16 protein-coding genes are annotated in these 17,135 nt (G+C 68.5%); 13 read left to right on the forward strand and 3 right to left on the reverse strand.

The genetic code is table 11. The annotated features are described in order from the left end of the window. Positions 1-7: 7 nt before the first annotated feature. The 4 genes from R2707_21180 to R2707_21195 all read left to right on the forward strand — a co-directional run bounded on the left by R2707_21180 (position 8) and on the right by R2707_21195 (position 4,939). Complete coding sequence (locus R2707_21180; protein ID MEZ5247613.1) at positions 8-775, forward strand: IclR family transcriptional regulator; 768 nt, start codon at positions 8-10, stop codon at positions 773-775. 98 nt (positions 776-873) lie between these two features. Next, entirely contained in the window at positions 874-1,740 is an 867-nt protein-coding gene (locus R2707_21185) for a VOC family protein (protein MEZ5247614.1), read from the forward strand. Next, complete coding sequence (locus R2707_21190; GenBank protein MEZ5247615.1) at positions 1,737-4,013, forward strand: arylsulfatase; 2,277 nt, start codon at positions 1,737-1,739, stop codon at positions 4,011-4,013. The genes R2707_21185 and R2707_21190 overlap by 4 nt, the downstream gene beginning before the upstream one ends. 23 nt (positions 4,014-4,036) lie before the next feature. Continuing rightward, positions 4,037-4,939, forward strand: a complete 903-nt coding sequence (locus R2707_21195) for a TauD/TfdA family dioxygenase (protein MEZ5247616.1) — start codon at positions 4,037-4,039, stop codon at positions 4,937-4,939. 6 nt (positions 4,940-4,945) lie between these two features. On the opposite strand, the gene R2707_21200 is transcribed toward R2707_21195, so the two are convergent. Next, positions 4,946-5,371, reverse strand: a complete 426-nt coding sequence (locus tag R2707_21200) for a helix-turn-helix domain-containing protein (GenBank protein MEZ5247617.1) — start codon at positions 5,369-5,371, stop codon at positions 4,946-4,948. 332 nt (positions 5,372-5,703) lie between these two features. On the opposite strand from R2707_21200, the gene R2707_21205 reads away from it, so the two are divergent. Continuing rightward, positions 5,704-6,882 carry a thiolase family protein gene (locus R2707_21205; protein MEZ5247618.1) on the forward strand — a complete coding sequence of 393 codons (1,179 nt, stop codon included), beginning with the start codon at positions 5,704-5,706 and terminating at the stop codon, positions 6,880-6,882. Between the two features lie 76 nt (positions 6,883-6,958). On the opposite strand, the gene R2707_21210 is transcribed toward R2707_21205, so the two are convergent. Beyond that, positions 6,959-7,837: a hypothetical protein gene (locus tag R2707_21210; GenBank protein MEZ5247619.1), complete on the reverse strand. Its 879-nt coding sequence runs from the start codon at positions 7,835-7,837 to the stop codon at positions 6,959-6,961. A gap of 65 nt (positions 7,838-7,902) precedes the next feature. Next, positions 7,903-8,571, reverse strand: a complete 669-nt coding sequence (locus R2707_21215) for a hypothetical protein (GenBank protein MEZ5247620.1) — start codon at positions 8,569-8,571, stop codon at positions 7,903-7,905. 100 nt (positions 8,572-8,671) lie between these two features. Here R2707_21215 and R2707_21220 point away from each other — a divergent pair, with 100 nt between their 5' ends. The 8 genes from R2707_21220 to R2707_21255 form a co-directional block, all read left to right on the forward strand. Then, the gene (locus tag R2707_21220; GenBank protein ID MEZ5247621.1) at positions 8,672-9,352 is read left to right on the forward strand and encodes a response regulator transcription factor; all 681 of its coding nucleotides are present in this window, start codon (positions 8,672-8,674) and stop codon (positions 9,350-9,352) included. After that, a complete protein-coding gene (locus R2707_21225; protein MEZ5247622.1) occupies positions 9,349-10,650 on the forward strand; it encodes a HAMP domain-containing sensor histidine kinase in 1,302 nt (433 codons plus the stop codon). The genes R2707_21220 and R2707_21225 overlap by 4 nt, the downstream gene beginning before the upstream one ends. An 83-nt stretch (positions 10,651-10,733) precedes the next feature. Then, entirely contained in the window at positions 10,734-11,948 is a 1,215-nt protein-coding gene (locus R2707_21230) for a hypothetical protein (protein MEZ5247623.1), read from the forward strand. A gap of 131 nt (positions 11,949-12,079) precedes the next feature. Then, a complete protein-coding gene (locus R2707_21235) occupies positions 12,080-12,646 on the forward strand; it encodes a TMEM165/GDT1 family protein (GenBank protein ID MEZ5247624.1) in 567 nt (188 codons plus the stop codon). 52 nt (positions 12,647-12,698) lie between these two features. Continuing rightward, a complete protein-coding gene (locus R2707_21240; protein MEZ5247625.1) occupies positions 12,699-13,535 on the forward strand; it encodes an SDR family oxidoreductase in 837 nt (278 codons plus the stop codon). 57 nt (positions 13,536-13,592) lie between these two features. After that, positions 13,593-14,039 (forward strand): SRPBCC family protein, encoded by a 447-nt coding sequence (locus R2707_21245; GenBank protein ID MEZ5247626.1) that lies wholly within the window; start codon positions 13,593-13,595, stop codon positions 14,037-14,039. Next, positions 14,036-16,615 (forward strand): sulfatase-like hydrolase/transferase, encoded by a 2,580-nt coding sequence (locus R2707_21250; protein MEZ5247627.1) that lies wholly within the window; start codon positions 14,036-14,038, stop codon positions 16,613-16,615. Before R2707_21245 ends, R2707_21250 begins: the two co-directional genes overlap by 4 nt. Before the next feature lie 47 nt (positions 16,616-16,662). Beyond that, on the forward strand, positions 16,663-17,135 hold a 473-nt coding region (locus tag R2707_21255), incomplete at its 3' end, for a ferritin-like domain-containing protein (protein ID MEZ5247628.1).

Below are 17,135 nucleotides of genomic sequence, written 5' to 3' on the forward strand. Positions count from 1 at the left end.
CGACCCGATGACCGGATCCGAGAGCGGCGAAGGTGACGACGACGGAGCCGGCCGGTCCGTGCTCGGCCGCGTCGACAGGATCATCGGCGCGTTCCACGACTTCGACAGCGTGCTGACACTGCACGAGATCACCGAACGGACCGAGCTCCCGAAGTCGACGGTCCACCGGATGGTCAACCAGCTCGATCAGCTCGGATGGCTCGAGCGCGACTACGACGGCTGGCGAGTCGGCATGCGGTTGTTCGAGATCGGGGGACTGGCGAGCCGCCGCCGTCGCCTGTCCGAATCGGCGTACCCGCACCTCCACGCCCTGGCGGTGACGACCGGTTTCGCAGTGCAGCTCGGCATCCTCGACGGCACCGAGGTCGTCTACCTCGAGCGCATCGCCATGGGCGACTTCCCGCTGCCCACCCGCGAAGGCGGTCGACAACCCGCGTACTGCACGGCGTTGGGCAAGGCGATGCTCGCCTACGACCCCGACGCCACCGTCGACGTGATCGCCGAAGGCTTCCCGCGGCGGACGCCGCGGACACTCTCCGAACCCCGCCAGCTCGAGGCCGAACTCGCGAAGGTCGTCGAGACCGGTTTCGCGTTCGACCACCAGGAGGCCTACGAGGGGTTGGCATGTGTCGCCGCGCCGTTGCGCGGGTCCGGGCGGGCCATCGCCGCCGTGTCGGTCACCGGGCCGGTGGATCGGATCGACCTGCATGCGGTGGCCCCCCTGGTGCGCAGCACGGTCGAGGCGATCTGGAGCGACCGGTTCCGCCGCCCCTGACCGCTGCGGGTTCCATCCACCGGTATCCCCGTGCGGCCCGACGGCGGTGGGTGGCGTAGGTTCCAGGGGTCGGTGCGTGTCGATTCTGGGGGTCAACCATGTCAATCCTGTCGCTCGGATACCTGCGTCTGCGCACGCCCAACCTCGATGAGTGGCAGTCGTTCGCGACCGGCGTGCTGGGGTTCATGCCCACACCCGGGCCCGACGAGGCCGCGCAGTACTACCGCTGGGACGACTATCCGTACCGCCTGGAGTTGGCCCCGGGCGACGAGCCGGCGGTGTCGGCGATCGGCTACGAGGTCGGCGACGACCGCGATCTCGCATCGGTGGTCAGCGATCTCGAAGCCGCCGGCGTCGAGGTCACCCACGGCACCGCGGACGAAGCGGCCGCCCGCCTCGTGTCCGGCTTCGTCTCGTTCGTCGACCCCGCCGGCGCGCCGGTCGAGATCTTCTTCGGGCCGATCCTGAACCACGAACCCGTCGTGACGCCCCTCGTCTCGGGTTTCGTGACCGGCGACATGGGATTCGGGCATGTGGTGACCGACGTTCCCGAACTCGACCCTTCGATCGACTTCTACCGTGACGTGCTGGGTTTCCACGCCCGCAACACCTGGTTCCTCGGGGGCATGTCGATGGCATTCCTCGGCTGCAACCCCCGCCACCACACGCTCGCCTTCGGGTGTGGGCTTCCGGGCCCCGGATTGTTGCGGCACTTCATGGTCGAGGCGGCGACGATCGACGATGTCGGTCGGGCGCAGGATCGCTGCGTCGACAACGGCGTGCCCGTGGTGATGAGCCTCGGCCGCCACACCAACGACCACATGATCTCCTTCTACTGCCAGACCCCGGACGGGTTCATGGTCGAGTTCGGTTGGGGTGGCATCCAGGTCGAGGACGTCTCGACCACGCGGACCTACCAGATCACCAGGCCGAGCTTCTGGGGCCATCGTCCGCTGAAGCCATGACGAGTCGCAGGGAGTTCGGCGGCACGATCGGCCGCACGGCGTCGGAGTCGACGCCGTGGTGGCCCCCGCCGACCCGGCCCCCCGCGTCGAGCCCCAACGTGGTGGTCGTACTGCTCGACGACATGGGGTTCAGCGACATCGGACCGTTCGGGTCCGAGATCCCCACACCGACCCTCGAACGGCTCGCCGCCCAGGGGCTCCGCTTCACGAACTACCACACCTCCCCGCTGTGCTCGCCGTCGCGGGCGGCGATCCAGACGGGTCTGAACCCGCACCGGGCCGGCTTCGGTGGGGTCGCGAACTTCGATCCCGGTTTTCCCGGGTGGACGATGGAGATCCGGCCCGACGTGCAGACGTTGCCCGAGGCCATGCGGGCGGCGGGCTACGCCACCTTCGCCGTCGGCAAGTGGCACCTGACGCGCGACTCGGCCATGCACGACGGTGCGTCGCGCGAGTCGTGGCCGATCCAGCGGGGGTTCGATCGCTTCTACGGCGTGCTCGAGGGGTGGACGAACCTGCACCACCCCCACCGCCTGATCCGCGACAACTCGCCGGTCGACGTCGACACATACCCCGACGGTTACTACTTCACCGACGACATCACCGACGAGGCGATCTCCTACCTGAAGGCGTTGCGGGCCCACGACGCCGATCGTCCGTTCTTCCTCTATCTGGCTCACGGCGCGGTGCACGGTCCGCTCCACGCCAAGGAGTCCGACATCGCCCGGTATCGGGGGAACTACGACATCGGCTGGGACGCGGTGCGCGAGGACCGGTTCGCCCGTCAGATCGACAAGGGGATCTTCCCCGCGGGCACCCCGATGTCGCCCCGCAACCACGAACGGGGCCACGAGGTCCGGGCGTGGGACGACCACACGGATGACGAACGCTCGGTGTTCGCCCGCTACATGGAGGTCTACGCGGCGATGGTCGACAATGTCGATCAGAACCTGGCCCGCCTCATGGACGCGATCGAGCAGCTCGGCGACGCCGAGAACACCGTGGTCATCTTCACCTCCGACAACGGCGGTACCGAGGAGGGCGGCGCCACCGGGTCCCGCAGCTACTTCAAACGCTTCGGTGGTGCCGGCGCCATGACCGGGTGGAATCTCGACGTCCCCCGCGATCCCGAGCTGATCGGCGGTCCGCAGACGTTGGTGCACTATCCGCGCGGCTGGGGCATGGCCTCGAACACGCCGTTCCGGCTCTACAAGTCGTCGACTCACGCCGGCGGCGTGCGAGTACCCATGATCGTGTCGTGGCCGGGCGGGATCCCGGAGGCCGATCGCGGCGGTGTGCGTGATCAGTACCAGTACGTCACCGATCTCTTCCCGACGATCCTCGATCTCGCCGGGCTGCCACCCGGGGACGACATCGACGGCGTGACCTTCGCCGATGCTGTCGTCGCTGGCGCGACTGCGAGCACGCACCTCGAGCAGTACTCCGAGTGCTTCGGCAATCGCAGCTTCTACCGCGATGGTTGGAAGCTGGTCGCCTTGCACGCCCGCGGCGCGCCCTACGACGGCAGTGACTGGGAGCTCTACGACATCGTCGCCGACCCGACCGAGACGGTCGACCTCGCAGCCGAGCGCCCTGACAAGGTCGCCGAGCTCGCCGATGCCTGGGAGGAATCGGCCTGGGAGAACGCGGTGTTCCCGCTCGACGACGGGACCGGTCTGCTGCAGGTGCTGCGGCGCCCCGACGACGCCAGGTTCCATGAACCGGTCCGTCTGTTGCCGGGGACGCCGACGCTGGAGCGGTACCGATCGCAGAAGCTGATCGCGTTCCGGGACTTCGTCGTCGAGGTCGAGCTCGACCATCCGGACGGTGCCGACGGGGTGCTCGTCGCCCACGGCGATCAGGGTGGCGGCTACTCGCTCTACATCGAGGACGCAGTGCTGCGCTTCGGCTACAACCACTACGGGGAACTGTCGTTCGCCGATGCCGGCGTGCTGTCGCCGGGCCACCACATCGTCGAGCTGCGGGCCACCGTGGGGAAGCGTTACACCTGGGACTTCGCCGTGACGGTCGACGGTGTGGAGAGGGCCACGCTCCCGGCAACGCCGATGCTGCTCGGGTTCGCGCCGTTCCAGGGTGTCGATGTGGGCATCGACCGGCGATCGCCGGTGATCTGGAGCGTCTACGAGGCACACGGCGCCTTCCCCTATGCGGGCCAGTTGACGGCCGTGACATATCGCCCCGGTGCCGCGGCACCGTACGATCCGCAGAATCTGGTGGCGATGATGCAGGCCGCAGGCCGAAGCGGGCAATAGGGAGCGGCAATGAAGGGAACAACGTGAGTGCACAGACCAGAGACGTGACCGACATCGAGATCGTGCCGCTGTCGCAGCACATCGGGGCCGAGATCCGTGGTGTGAACCTCGCGTCCGATCTCGACGACGCGCAGATCGGCGCGATCCGCGCCGCCCTGCTGCAGTGGAAGGTCGTCTTCTTCCGTGATCAGGAGCTCGACCGCGATGCACAGGTGGCGTTCGGCGCCCGCTTCGGTCAGGTGACGCCCGCCCATCCGACGCTTCCGCCGCGATTCCCGGAACACCCCCAGATCGTCGTCATCGAGACCGATCCCGACGAGGATCCGACGGCCTCGCGGCTCGAGCATCGCTGGCACAGCGACGTCACCTACACCGAGGCACCGCCGCTCGGCTCCATCCTCCGTGCCGTCGAGATCCCGCCCTACGGCAGCGACACCCAGTGGTCCAACCTCGCGGTCGCCTACGAGCGGCTGTCGGAGCCGCTCCGGTCGTTCATCGACGGGTTGACCGCCGAGCACCACAACGTGCTGCACCTCGTGCGCGGCGAACCGACGCCCCTGATGCGATCGTTCGAGGCGACCCGTCTCCGGGCCGTGCATCCGGTCGTCACGGTCCATCCCGAGACCGGTGAGCGGATCCTCTACGTGAACCCCGACTTCACCAGCCACATCCGGGAGTTGTCGCGCCGAGAGAGCGCGCACATCCTGGCGTGCCTCTGCGAGCACCTCACGAGCAGCGAGTTCACCGTGCGGTTCAACTGGGAGCCTGGCAGCGTTGCGTTCTGGGACAACCGGGCGACGGCTCACATGGCGCCGGCCGATGTGCTCACGGGTTACCAGCGCAGGATGGAGCGCATCACCCTCGCCGGAGCGAAGCCCGTCGGGGTCGACGGCTTCGTCTCCCACAAGGTCGAGACGGTCGACTGACGCGGCTCAGTCGGGAGCGGAATCCTCGGTGTCGGGGAGCGCGTCGACCACACGATCGAGGCGTTGCACCAGGCCCTCGAGTTCGGCGCGGATCTCGGCCAGTTCGGGAGCGGCCGAGGGGGTGTGGTCGGGCGTGCCGGGAGATTCGCCGTGGCCGATCATGAGCCACGGCGGGCTGACCCCGAGAATTCCGGCGATCGCGACGAGTTGATTGCTCCTCGGCGACGCCTCTCCCGACTCCCAGGTGGCAACGGTCTCGACATCGACGCCGACCTGTGCGCCGAACGTCTCCCGGTCGATCCCGGCCGCGACTCGAGCTTCCTCGATGCGTGAACCGACATCGGCATGCCCGTCGTCCAACTCGAGGTCGGCTTCGTCGGGGGAGGAGAAGAACTCTTCGAGGCTGGTCGGTGCGTGGGGTTCGGAGCTCATCGGTTCCTTTGAATCGGCCCGATCGACCGTAGCGAGCCGGGGTCGCGATGGCACCGCAGCGGCGATACCGTCGTCGACATGTGCCGTCGAATCACCTGTGCAACGTGTGGGAAGCCGTCGTGGGCGGGATGCGGCGCCCATGTCGAGCAGATTCTCGCCGATGTGGCGCCGGCCGACCGGTGCACGTGCGGTCCCGGCGAGCGCAAGCCACTGGGTCTGCTGCAGCGACTTCGTCGCCGGTAGCGCTGTTCGTTTCGCCGTCGAGGCCCCAATGGTGAGAGCCTTTCTCCGACGCGGCACAGCAACGTGCCGGCGGGGGAGAGGGCACGGCCATGGGTGAAGCAGTCATCGTCTCGACGGCACGGACGCCGATCGGCACCGCGTTCAAGGGGTCGCTGGTCGACGTCGACGGGCTGGCGTTGGGGACGTCCGTGGTGCGCGAGATCGTGAGTCGTTCGGGGATGGACCCGGCACTGTTCGACGATGTGATCCTCGGCGAGTCCCTCTACGGCGGCGGCGACATCGCCCGCTATGCCGCGATCGAGGCCGGCCTCGAGGGCGTGCCCGGGTTGGCCCACAACCGTCACTGTGCATCGGGTCTCGCGGCGATCAGCACCGCGTCGGCTTCGATACGCGCCGGCATGGACCGCGCCGTCATCGCCGGTGGCGTGCATTCCACGTCGACCATGCCGACGTCGACCCGCCGGGTCCCGGGTACCGACGATTGGGAATCCTGGATGTCGCCCAGCCACGCCGAGCGCCCCGATGCGCCGGCGATGGACATGACGATCACCGTCGGCTGGAACGCCGCGACCGAGGCGGGTGTCACCCGCGAGCAGATGGACGCGTGGGCGTTGCGTTCCCACGAGCGTGCCGTCGCGGCGATCGACGCCGGCGCGTTCGTCGAGGAGATCTACCCGGTCAACATCGTGGAGCGAGACGGAAGCACCCGGACCTTCTCCGTCGACGAGCACCCGCGTCGTTCGTCGAGCATGGAGAAGCTCGCCGCGCTCCCTCCGTTGCACCCCGAGATCGAGGGCTTCAGCATCACCGCCGGCAACTCCGCCGGTCTGAACGATGCGGCCGGCGCCGTCGTGGTTGTCGACGACTCGCTGCTCGCCTCCGAAGGTCTCGAGGCGCTGGCCGTCGTGCGGGGGTGGGCTTCCGTCGGCATCGCTCCCGAGCGAACCGGCCTCGCGCCGACGCTCGCGATTCCGAAGGCCCTCGACCGTGTCGGTCTGACCATCGACGACGTCGACCTCTGGGAGATCAACGAGGCGTTCGCCTCGATGTGTGTCGCAACCACACGCATCCTCGAGATCGACGAGGAGATCGTGAATGTTCTCGGGAGCGGGTGCAGTCTCGGTCACCCGATCGCGATGACCGGGTCTCGTATGGTGATCAGCCTCATCCACGAGCTGCGGCGTCGCGGCGGTGGCACCGGCGTTGCGGCCATGTGTGCCGGCGGTGGGATGGGTTCCGCGGTGGTCCTCGAGGTCCCGGCTCCCTAGCCGACGGCAGATGGCCGTGCTGCGGCGAGGTGGTGTCGCTCGATCCGAACGGGGGAGGGCCGGCCGAGGCTGATCGTCACCAGTCGACGACGGGATCCGGTGGGAAGATCTCGTCGCGTTCCGCGGCCAGACGGGCGCAGTCCCAGTCGGCGTCGACCCGTTGCCAGATCACCGGGTTGAGGGACGGATCGGGCACCTGCTCCCACTGGGCGGGCGTGATGAAGATCTCGTTGCTGGCACCGAGTACCAGCTGCTCGGACGAGTCGGTGATCGTGCCCACGAGACGGTCGGGGGACTCCTGGGTGACGTCGTACTCGAAGATCTCCCGCCGGGCGATGTAGAGGTCGCCCTCGATGTCGTCGGTGATGCGGATGTGGGCGGTGACCCCGGGGAAGCCGTCGCCGTCGCTGTCGACGATCCGGGGGTCGTCGGGGTCGGTCGGCAGCGCGTCGTTGGCGGGATCGGCCAGATCGATGCCGATCGGTGTGGGGGTCGCGGGTCGGACGACGCGGAGCCGGCCATCGACCGACGAGACCTCGACCGGCGTGTCGATCGGGATGATGGCGGAGGTCGCCTCGTCGGAGATCGACGTGTCGATGCCCTGGTCGTTCGCCATCTCGGCGTGGCAGAAGCGTTGGCGGTTCCAGAGCACGCCGTCGCGCAGTTCCAGATCGCTGAAGCCGGTCGAGATGATGAGGCTCTTGAACACGTCGTCCTCGTAGGCGACGGCATCGAAGTGGGCCCAACGCCCGACGAGATCCTCTGCCCCGGCGGGCAGGATGTCGGCCGGCTCCGGCGCGACGCTGGTGGTCGACACGGGCGCGGCGGGAGCGGCCGTATCGCTGTCGTCGCTGCATCCGGACACGGCGAGGAGCAGCGCGGTGCCGACCACGAGAGGGCGCAGGCAACGGATCCGTTGAGAAGGGCAGGCGACGGTCATCGGGGCAGAGGCCATCACGACGCGTGCCCGGAGGCCAAGGCGAGGAGCGATCGTCGACCGCGTCGGCTCCGCCGGGAATCTCAGTTGTCGGGTTCCTCGCGGATCTCGTTGCGGGGCCCGCCGGACCACCAGACATCGATACGCGAACGGTGGTCGTCGGAACGGAACTCGACCTTCCAGCCGGGTGACTCCGGTTCGATCGTGACTTCGAAGTCCGTGTTCGCGTTCGCCCACAGCACGGTCACCCCGGTCGCCGAGAACGAGATGGCGGTCGACCCGCCGACGAGGTCGAACTGTTGGGTCTGGGCGGGAGCCGCTGGCGCAGTCGTGGTGGTCGCCGGCGGCTGTGTCGTGGTGGTGCTCGTCGACGGCGTGGTCGGTGCCGCGGGTGCCGAAGTGGTGGTGGTCGGCGTGGGCCCGCTCGACGGGGTGGGTGCAGTCGATGGTGTGGGTGCCGTCGACGGTGTCGGGGTGGTCGATGGTGTGGTCACGCCCGACGGCGAAAGGGGGACCGACGAGTCGATCGGCGCCCCGGGTGCGGTTGTCGTCGTGCTCGATTGCGCCGCGTCGACGTCTGCGCTCGACGCCAAGGTGTCCGCGGCGAGTTCATCGGCCACTGCGGCCGCGATCTCCCTCGCGGGAGCGGGATCGACGATCTCGTCGTCGACGACGGAGACTCCTGCCCACGCGACGGCCACCGCCGTGCAGGTGGCGAGGAGCCAGAGAGCCGTGAACCCGATCTGTTTCATGGCTCCAGTGTCGTGGAGAGGCGGTCGGTCGCGGGTGAAGCGAACCCTAAATGCTTCCTAAACGGCCCACGACTCCGACACCGTCACGTACCTTCATGCGATGGCATCCGTGTTCGTCGTCGAGGATGAGTTCCAGATCCGTGAGCTCGCGGTGCGCGCACTCGCCGATGCCGGTCATGTCGTGCGGTCCGAGGCATCGGCGATGGCGGCGCTGCAGGGGATCGTCGACAGTGCGCCCGACGTGGTCGTCCTCGACCTCGGGTTGCCCGATCTCGACGGCGGCGACCTGCTCCGAATGATCCGCGCCGTGTCGGATGTGCCCGTGATCATCGCGACGGCCCGTGACGACGACGCCGAGATCGTCCGCCTGCTCGATGCCGGCGCCGACGAATACGTCGTCAAGCCGTACTCCGGCCCGCAACTGGAAGCGCGCGTGCGGGCCCTGCTGCGCCGCGTCGAATCGAGTGGCGCCTCGCGATCGTTGGAAGTGGGAGGGCTGCGCATCGACCTCCGCGGTCGCACGGTCGAGCTCGATGGTCAGACCCTCTCCTGCAACCGCAAGGAATTCGACCTGCTCGCCTACCTGGCCGCCAATGAGGGTCGTGTCGTCTCTCGCGAGGAGCTGTTCGCGGAGGTATGGCGCGAGCCCTACGGAGGTGCCGACAAGACCATCGATGTGCACCTGTCGTGGTTGCGGCGGAAGCTGGGTGAGTCGGCGCAGGCCCCCCGATACCTCCATACGGTGCGCGGGGTGGGTGTGAAGCTCGTCGACCCCGCATGAGGCGCCGGCTGATCCTCGTCTTCGTGGCAGTGTCGACGCTCGTCGCCCTGGCCTTCGTCGTCCCGCTCGGGTTCCTCGTGGCCCGCACCGCCGAGGACCGGTCGTTGGACGGCGCTCGGGCCGACGCGGCGGCGATCGTTCCGGCGCTGGTCGCGGGAGCCACTCGGGACACGATCGAATCCGTGATGCTCTCGACCGATGCCGGGCGGCAGGGCCGACTCACCGTCGTCACCTCGCAGGGCTGGAACATCGGCCCCGATGTCGAGATGTCCGAACGAATGGACGCGGCGCTGCGCGACGGCCTGTCGGCGATCGGGAGTACCGCGGGCGGTATCGAGGTCGTGTCCGCGGTGGCGACGGGGCCGGATCAGCTCTCGGTGATCCGGGTCTTCGTGCCCGATGCCCAGCGTCGGGAGGGGCAGTACCGGGCATGGGGCGCGTTGGCCGGCGTGGGTGGTCTGCTCGTCCTGATCTCGGTGGTCGTGGCCGATCGGCTGAGCCGCAGCGTGGTCCAGCCGACGCAGGACCTCGCGGCAGCAGCGCGGCGCCTCGGTGACGGCGATCTGGATTCGCGCGTCGACCCCGACGGGCCGGAGGAGCTCGTGGAGCTCGCCGACGTGTTCAATGCCCTCGGGAGCCGGGTGTCGGGAATGCTCGAGCGGGAGCGTGAGCTGGTGGCCGAGCTGTCCCACCGCCTCCGTACCCCGTTGACGAAGTTGCGGATGCGCCTGGATCAGGTCGACGACGCCGAGCTGGCCGCGCAGCTGGCGATCGACCTCGACGATGTCACGGCAGTGGTGAACGACCTGATCCACGAAGCGAGAGGACTGATCGAGGCGTCGAGCGGCTGCGATGCCGCCGACGTGGTCACCCGGCGCGCCGAGTTCTGGCAGGTGCTGGCCGAGGATCAGGAGCGGCCGTGGCGTTTCGAGCCCGGCGGCGGCCCACTCCGGGTCCAGGTGCCCGAAGCCGAGCTCGCCGCCGCGATCGACGTCGTGCTCGAGAACGCGTTCTCGTACACCGACGAAGGGGTCGCGCTGTCCGTCGGTTTCGAGGCCGGCGACGAGACGGTGCGGATCTGGGTTGCCGACGCCGGCCCGGGGTTCAGCGAGGAATCTCTCGAACGCGGCACATCCGGATCGGGTTCCACCGGACTCGGCCTCGACATCGTCCGCCGCCTGGCCGACAAGGCCGATGGGTCGTTCGTGGTCGGCGCCGGCCGGCTGGGCGGCGCCGAGGTCATGCTGGTGCTCCCCCTCGACACCTCGCGGCCCCGCGAGCGCAGCTCGCGGTTTTAGGACTGTTCTAAGCCGCGCAGAGGGACCGCTTATCACCGGCTCTCGCACGATGCCCTCAGTAGCCACAACAACTGAGGTCCATCATGAAGTCCCTATTCCGCAACCTTCGCAACGGTGCGACAGCGGCAACCATCACCGTGGTCGTGCTCGCCGGCACCGCCTTCGCCCTGGCCTCGTCGCCGAGCGAGTCCGGTTCGTCGTCGTCGGTCGTCGCCTCGTCCGTCGCCCGGACGGCATCGACGCAGTCCGTCGCTCTCGAGGTCGGCGGCCAGCTCGCCATTCCCGTCGAGGACGCCGGCATGGTGACCGTGCAACGGGATGCCGCGACCCTGTCCGTCGTGTCGGCCGACGCAACGTCCGGCTGGCGGGCATCCGTCGAGGTGCCGGTCGGACGCGAAGTCGAAGTGACCTTCCGCTCCGGTGACCGACGTCTGGACCTCAATGTCGAGCTCGAGGACGGTCAGCTCCGGATCCGCGTGCGGGCCCGTGACGGTGCCGACGACGACCGCTCGTCCTCGTCCTCCTCGTCCTCCTCGTCGTCCTCCTCCTCCTCCTCCTCCTCCTCGTCGTCCTCGTCCTCGTCGTCGACCACGGTGCCGTCGGCGCCATCGACGACGTTGCCGGCGGCATCGCCGACGGCCGGCCCCGCCCGGACGGTCGACGTGCTCGATGCCGGCACTGCGACCTTCGTGTTCGACGGCTCGCAGCTACTGATCACCGATGTCACCGCGAACGACGGCTGGTCGGTCAGCGTCGAGCGTTCGGTGGGTCGTGAGGTCGAGGCCTCCTGGCGCGGCGATGGTCGAGTCGATCTGAACCTCGAGCTCGAGGACGGTCAGATCCGCATCCGGATCCGCGATCGGCGCACCGACACCCGCACCGAGACCTCCATCTCGACCGGGTCGTCATCGACGCCCTCGACTCCCTCGACCCCGTCGACGCCCTCGACTCCGGCGACCCCTTCGACCACGCCGACCGTACCCACCACGAGTGTGCCCTCGTCGACCACTTCGACGACTGTGCCCGCACCGGTGGCCGGGCCGCCCCGCACGATCAGCGTGCTCGATGCGGGCAACGCGACCTTCGTGTTCGACGGCTCGCAGCTGGTGCTCACCAACGTGTCGGCCAACCCCGGCTGGTCGGTCAATGTCGAACGGAGCTCGGGTCGAGAGGTCGAGGCCACATGGAGTGGCGATGACCGGGTCGATCTGAACCTCGAGCTGGAAGACGGTCAGATCCGCATCCGGATCCGCGATCGGCGCACCGACACCCGCACCGAGACCTACGTCGCCGCCTGAGGCAACTGTCCGACGACCGGGACGACTCCTCCCATCGGAGGGTTCGTCCCGGTCGTCGTCGCGCCCGGCCCGTGTGGCGATTCGGCAGGGGTGACCGGCATGATGCGGACTCCTCCGACGAAAGCCCTGCCATGGATGCGTTCCTGATCAGCGTCGGCGTCATCTTCGTCGCCGAGCTCGGCGACAAGAGCCAGCTGATGGCGATGACGTTCGCCACGCGCTATCCGGCCGCGACCATTCTCGCTGCCATCACCGCGGCCACGGCGCTGGTCCACCTGTTCAGTGTCCTCTTCGGTGCCGCAGTCGGTTCTGCGTTGCCCACCGATGCCATCTCCGTGGTCGCCGGTCTCGCCTTCCTCGGGTTCGCCGCCTGGACGTTGAAAGGCGACAGCCTCGACGACGACGAGACGGCCCGTGCACACAGCGGTTCGAGGTCGGCGTTCGTCACCGTCGGGTCGGCGTTCTTCCTCGCCGAGCTCGGCGACAAGACCATGCTCGCCACGGTGACGCTGGCGACCGACAACGGCCTGGTCGGTACCTGGCTCGGCTCGACGCTCGGAATGGTCGCCGCCGACGCCCTCGCGATCGTGGTCGGCCATCAGCTCGGTGCGCGCCTGCCCGAGCGTGCGATCAAGATCGGCGCCGCGGTCGTCTTCGCGGTGCTCGGCGTTGCGTTGATAGCCGAGTCGTTCCGCTGACCGGTCGCGCGCCGGGGCACGGTCGCCGGTCGGCGGTGTAGTTTCCGCGGCCATGGAACTCGAGGGAAAGATCGCCGTGGTCACGGGTGGTGCCAGCGGTATCGGCCGAGCGCTCGTCGAGCGCTTCCACGCGGAGGGGGCGGCGCATGTCGTGGTCGTCGATCGCGACGGTGACGGCGCGCGGGCCGTCGCCGAGTCGGTGCGCGGCACCGGGATCGCATGTGACGTGACCGACGGGGAGGCGATCCGTTCGGTCGTGGAGACGACGGAGCGAGACATCGGTCCGATCGCGCTGTTCGTCTCCAACGCCGGCTACCTCACCGTCGGGGGACTGGAGGCGCCGGTCGCCGACCTCTCCCGCATGTTCGAGGTGCATGTGCTCGCCCATCTCCACGCCGCCCGGGCGGTGATTCCCCACATGGCGGCCCGAGGGGAGGGATATCTCCTCAACACCGCGTCGGCGGCCGGTCTGCTGTCGCAGTTCGGTTCACTGCACTATGCGTTGACGAAGCACGCCGCCGTGGCGCTCGCGGAGTGGATCGCGATCACCCATGGACATCAGGGCATCGGGGTCTCGGTGCTGTGCCCCCAGGCCGTCGCGACCAACATCGTCCAGAACAGTCCCGATGTCGAGAAGATCGGCGGCCCCGGATCCGACGTGGCCGGAGCCGACGGCACCCTGTCGTCGCACGACGTGGCCCAGACCGTGATCGAGGCGCTTCGCGACGAACGGTTCCACGTGCTTCCACATCCGGAGGTCGCCGAGTACGTGGCCCGCAAGGGCGAAGACGTCGACCGTTGGATCGCCGGCATGCAACGCTGGCAGAGCTCGATGTTCCCGGCCGACGCGCACCCGGCCACCTGGCTGACGGGCCGCGGGACCACCTGAAGATCGAGACCATCCGAAGATATTGACAGTATCACTGCCAGAACTTAGGTTCTGTCCATGGCGACCATCACCAAGCGCAGAGAGATCTCCGCGCCACCCGATGCGGTCTGGGCCGTGCTGGCCGACTTCGCCGCCATCAGCGCGTGGGCGCCCAACGTCGATCATTCGTGTCTGCTGACAGCGCAGACAGAGGGGATCGGGATGGTGCGGAGGATCCAGACCGGTCGCATCACCGTGGTGGAGACCGTCGAGGTCTACGAGCCGGGTCGAACGCTCGGCTACCGGCTGACCGGACTTCCGTCGGTGATCAGGTCGGTGACCAACACCTGGACGCTGGAGGCGTCGGGTGATCACACGGTGGCGACGCTCACATCGGAGATCGACGCCGGCCCCCGACCTCCTCACAAGGCGATCGCCCGGGCGGTGGGCCGAACACTCGGCAAAGCGTCGGACGAGATGCTCGACGGTCTCGCCGCCCATCTCGCGCAGGGAGCCCCCGGATGACCGACCGGCCCGATGTCATCATCTTGATGAGCGACGAGGAGCGTGCGGCCCCTCCCTACGAGACCCCCGACGTCACCGCATGGCGGCGGCGTGTCCTCACCGCCGAGTCGTGGTTCGACGACAACGCCGTCAACTTCCGGCGTCACTACACGGGCTCGCTCGCCTGCGTGCCGAGTCGTCCCACCTTGTTCACCGGGCACTACCCCGCGGTCCACGGTGTGACCCAGACCGACGGACTCGGCAAGATGGCCGACGACTCGCGGATGCGCTGGTTGCGTGAGGGCGAGGTGCCGACGCTCGGCCACTGGTTCCGGGCGGCGGGCTACGACACCCACTACGACGGCAAGTGGCACATCACCCACGCCGACCTCCACGACGACGACGGCGAGCGTGTGTCGACCAACGACGACGACGGCAACGTGATCCCCGAGGCAGTCGGGCGCTACCTCGCCGCCGATCGACTCGACCCGTTCGGCTTCTCCGGTTGGGTCGGGCCCGAACCCCACGGCGGGGCCATGGCCGACTCGGGTCTGCGCCGTGATCCGCTGATCGCGGCGCGGGTCGTCGCCTGGCTCGAGGATCGCTACGCCCGCCGCCGCGCCGGTGACGCCGACGCGCGCAGACCGTTCCTGCTCGTCGCCAGCTTCGTGAATCCCCACGACATCGTCCTCTTCCCGGCCTGGGTGCGGCGCAACCCGCTGAAGCCGTCGACACGGCTCGACCCGCCGCCGATCGCCGAATCGCCGACCGCCCACGAGGACCTCGCGACGAAGCCCGCGGCGCAGATCGCCTACCGCGAGGCCTATCCCGGCGGCTACGGGCCGGTGCCTGCCGTGGCCCGGATCTATGCGGGCAACGCCCAGAAGTATCGCGACACCTACTACCGGCTCCACGCCGAGGTCGACGCGCCGATCGACCAGGTGAGGCGGGCCGTCGTCGCCGGTTCCGAGAACGCGGTCATCGTCCGGACGTCCGACCACGGCGACCTGCTCGGGTCCCATGGCGGGCTCCACCAGAAGTGGTTCCAGCTCTACGACGAGGCGACACGGGTGCCGTTCGCGATCGCCCGGGTGGGGGAGCAGGCGACATCCGGCGCCTCCATCGACGATGCGCCCACGTCACACGTCGATCTCGTGCCCACCCTGCTGGGTGCCGCCGGCATCGACGAGGCCGCGGTCGCGGCCACGCTGCGGGCCTCGTTCTCCGAGGTGCACCCCCTCCCCGGTCGCAATCTCATGCCGGTCGTCGACGGCGATGCCCCCGCCGACCGCGACCGGGCCGTCTACCTGATGACCAACGACAACATGCTCGAAGGCGATACCGGAGCCTCCGGCGTGGCCCGCCGCCTCGGCCGGGTCGACAAGCCGCCGATGCCGCTGCGTATCCAGGTGCCCGCCCATGTCGCTGCGAACTTCGAGGGGATCGTCGCCCGGGTCTCCGATGCCGACGCGTCGGGTGGTGGTGGTCATCTCTGGAAGCTCGTGCGGACGTTCGACGATCCCGCGACCTGGACCGAGCCCGGGGTCCGGCATCTCGCCGCGAACGGCCCCGCCGGACCGCAGTACCGCACCGAGGCGCTGCCGGATCAGTGGGAGCTCTACGACCTCGACACCGATCCGATCGAGACCGACAACCGATGGACCGACGAGGCCGCCGCCGAGGTCCTCGCCCATCTCCGCACCGTGCTCGAGGACGAAGGCACCCGCTGTGTCCCCGAACGAAACGCCCCGTGGCCGTATGCGTCACGCCGACCCTCTCGAGGCCCCATGACCAAGACCCCACCTCCTCCCGCCCGTCTGGTCCGCAAGCTCCTGCAGAAGGTCGGCATGCACCCCGACGACACCGATCCGGTCGAGTTCGACCTTCCCGGTCGACGGGCGCTGGTGATCGCCACCAATGCCGGTGTGCTCGACATCGGCAAGCCGACCGGCGTGTTCGCCAGCGAGATGACCGTGCCCTACTACGCGTTCCTCGACGCGGGTCTGTCGGTCGACATCGCCAGCCCGCTCGGTGGTGTGGTCCCGGTCGACCCCCAGTCGCTGCGCGCCCCGATCCGGACCCCCGAGGACGACCGCTTCCTGGGCGACGACCAGCTCCGTGACAAGGTCACCCACTCGCTCGCCATCGGCGATCTCGACATGAACGACTACGACATCGTGTTCCTCGCCGGTGGATGGGGGGCGGCCTTCGACTTCGGGTTCTCCGAGATCCTCGGTGAGAAGATGACGGAGGCGAACGCCGCCGACAAGCTGATCGGCGGCGTCTGCCACGGTCCGCTCGGCTTGATCAACGCCAAGGGGATCGACGGTGAGCCGCTCGTGAAGGGCCGCAGGATCAGTGCGGTCACCGACAAGCAGGTCCAGGAGCTCGGCATCGGGTCGACCCCGCATCACCCGGAGACGGAACTGCGCAAGGTCGGCGCGGAGTTCGAGAGCGAGACCCGGTTCCGCGACCCGTTCGCCAACCATTGGGTGGTCGACGGCAACCTCGTCACCGGACAGAACCAGAATGCCGGGCCGATGGTCGCGCGTGAATTGCTCCAGATCCTCGAGGAACGCACCCTTTCCCCGCAGTGACATACGGCGTAAGGTGACGGCGAACGGCGCCGATACCGAGGATCACCATGACCATCACCGACATCACCGCAAAGATGCGTTCCAACGAGGAGATCCTCGGGCGCGCCGACCTCAACGACGCCGAGGCGATCCTCGCGATCACCACGCTCGACGAGACCGACGTGATCCATGCGGTGGAAGACAACGCCGACGCGATCTTCACGTGGGGCTACGACAAGGGCGAGCGGGCCAAGCTCGACAAGCTCTACGAGAAGGCCAAGACCTCGCAGTGGAACGCGACGACCGATCTTCCGTGGGAGACCGAGGTCGATGTCGAGAAGATGGTGCGCGACCAGAACTTCGCCATGTCGGGTTCGCACGAGCTCGCACCGCCGTTCGACCTGAGCAACACCCCGCTGAAGAACTGGGGTGACAAGGAGTACCTCGAGCTCGGCATCGAGATGCAGAACCATCTCCTGAGCCAGTTCATGCACGGTGAGCAGGGCGCGCTGTTGTGTACGGCGAAGATCGTGGAGACGGT

The organism is Acidimicrobiales bacterium, from assembly GCA_041394245.1.
Lineage (GTDB): Bacteria > Actinomycetota > Acidimicrobiia > Acidimicrobiales > Aldehydirespiratoraceae > JAJRXC01.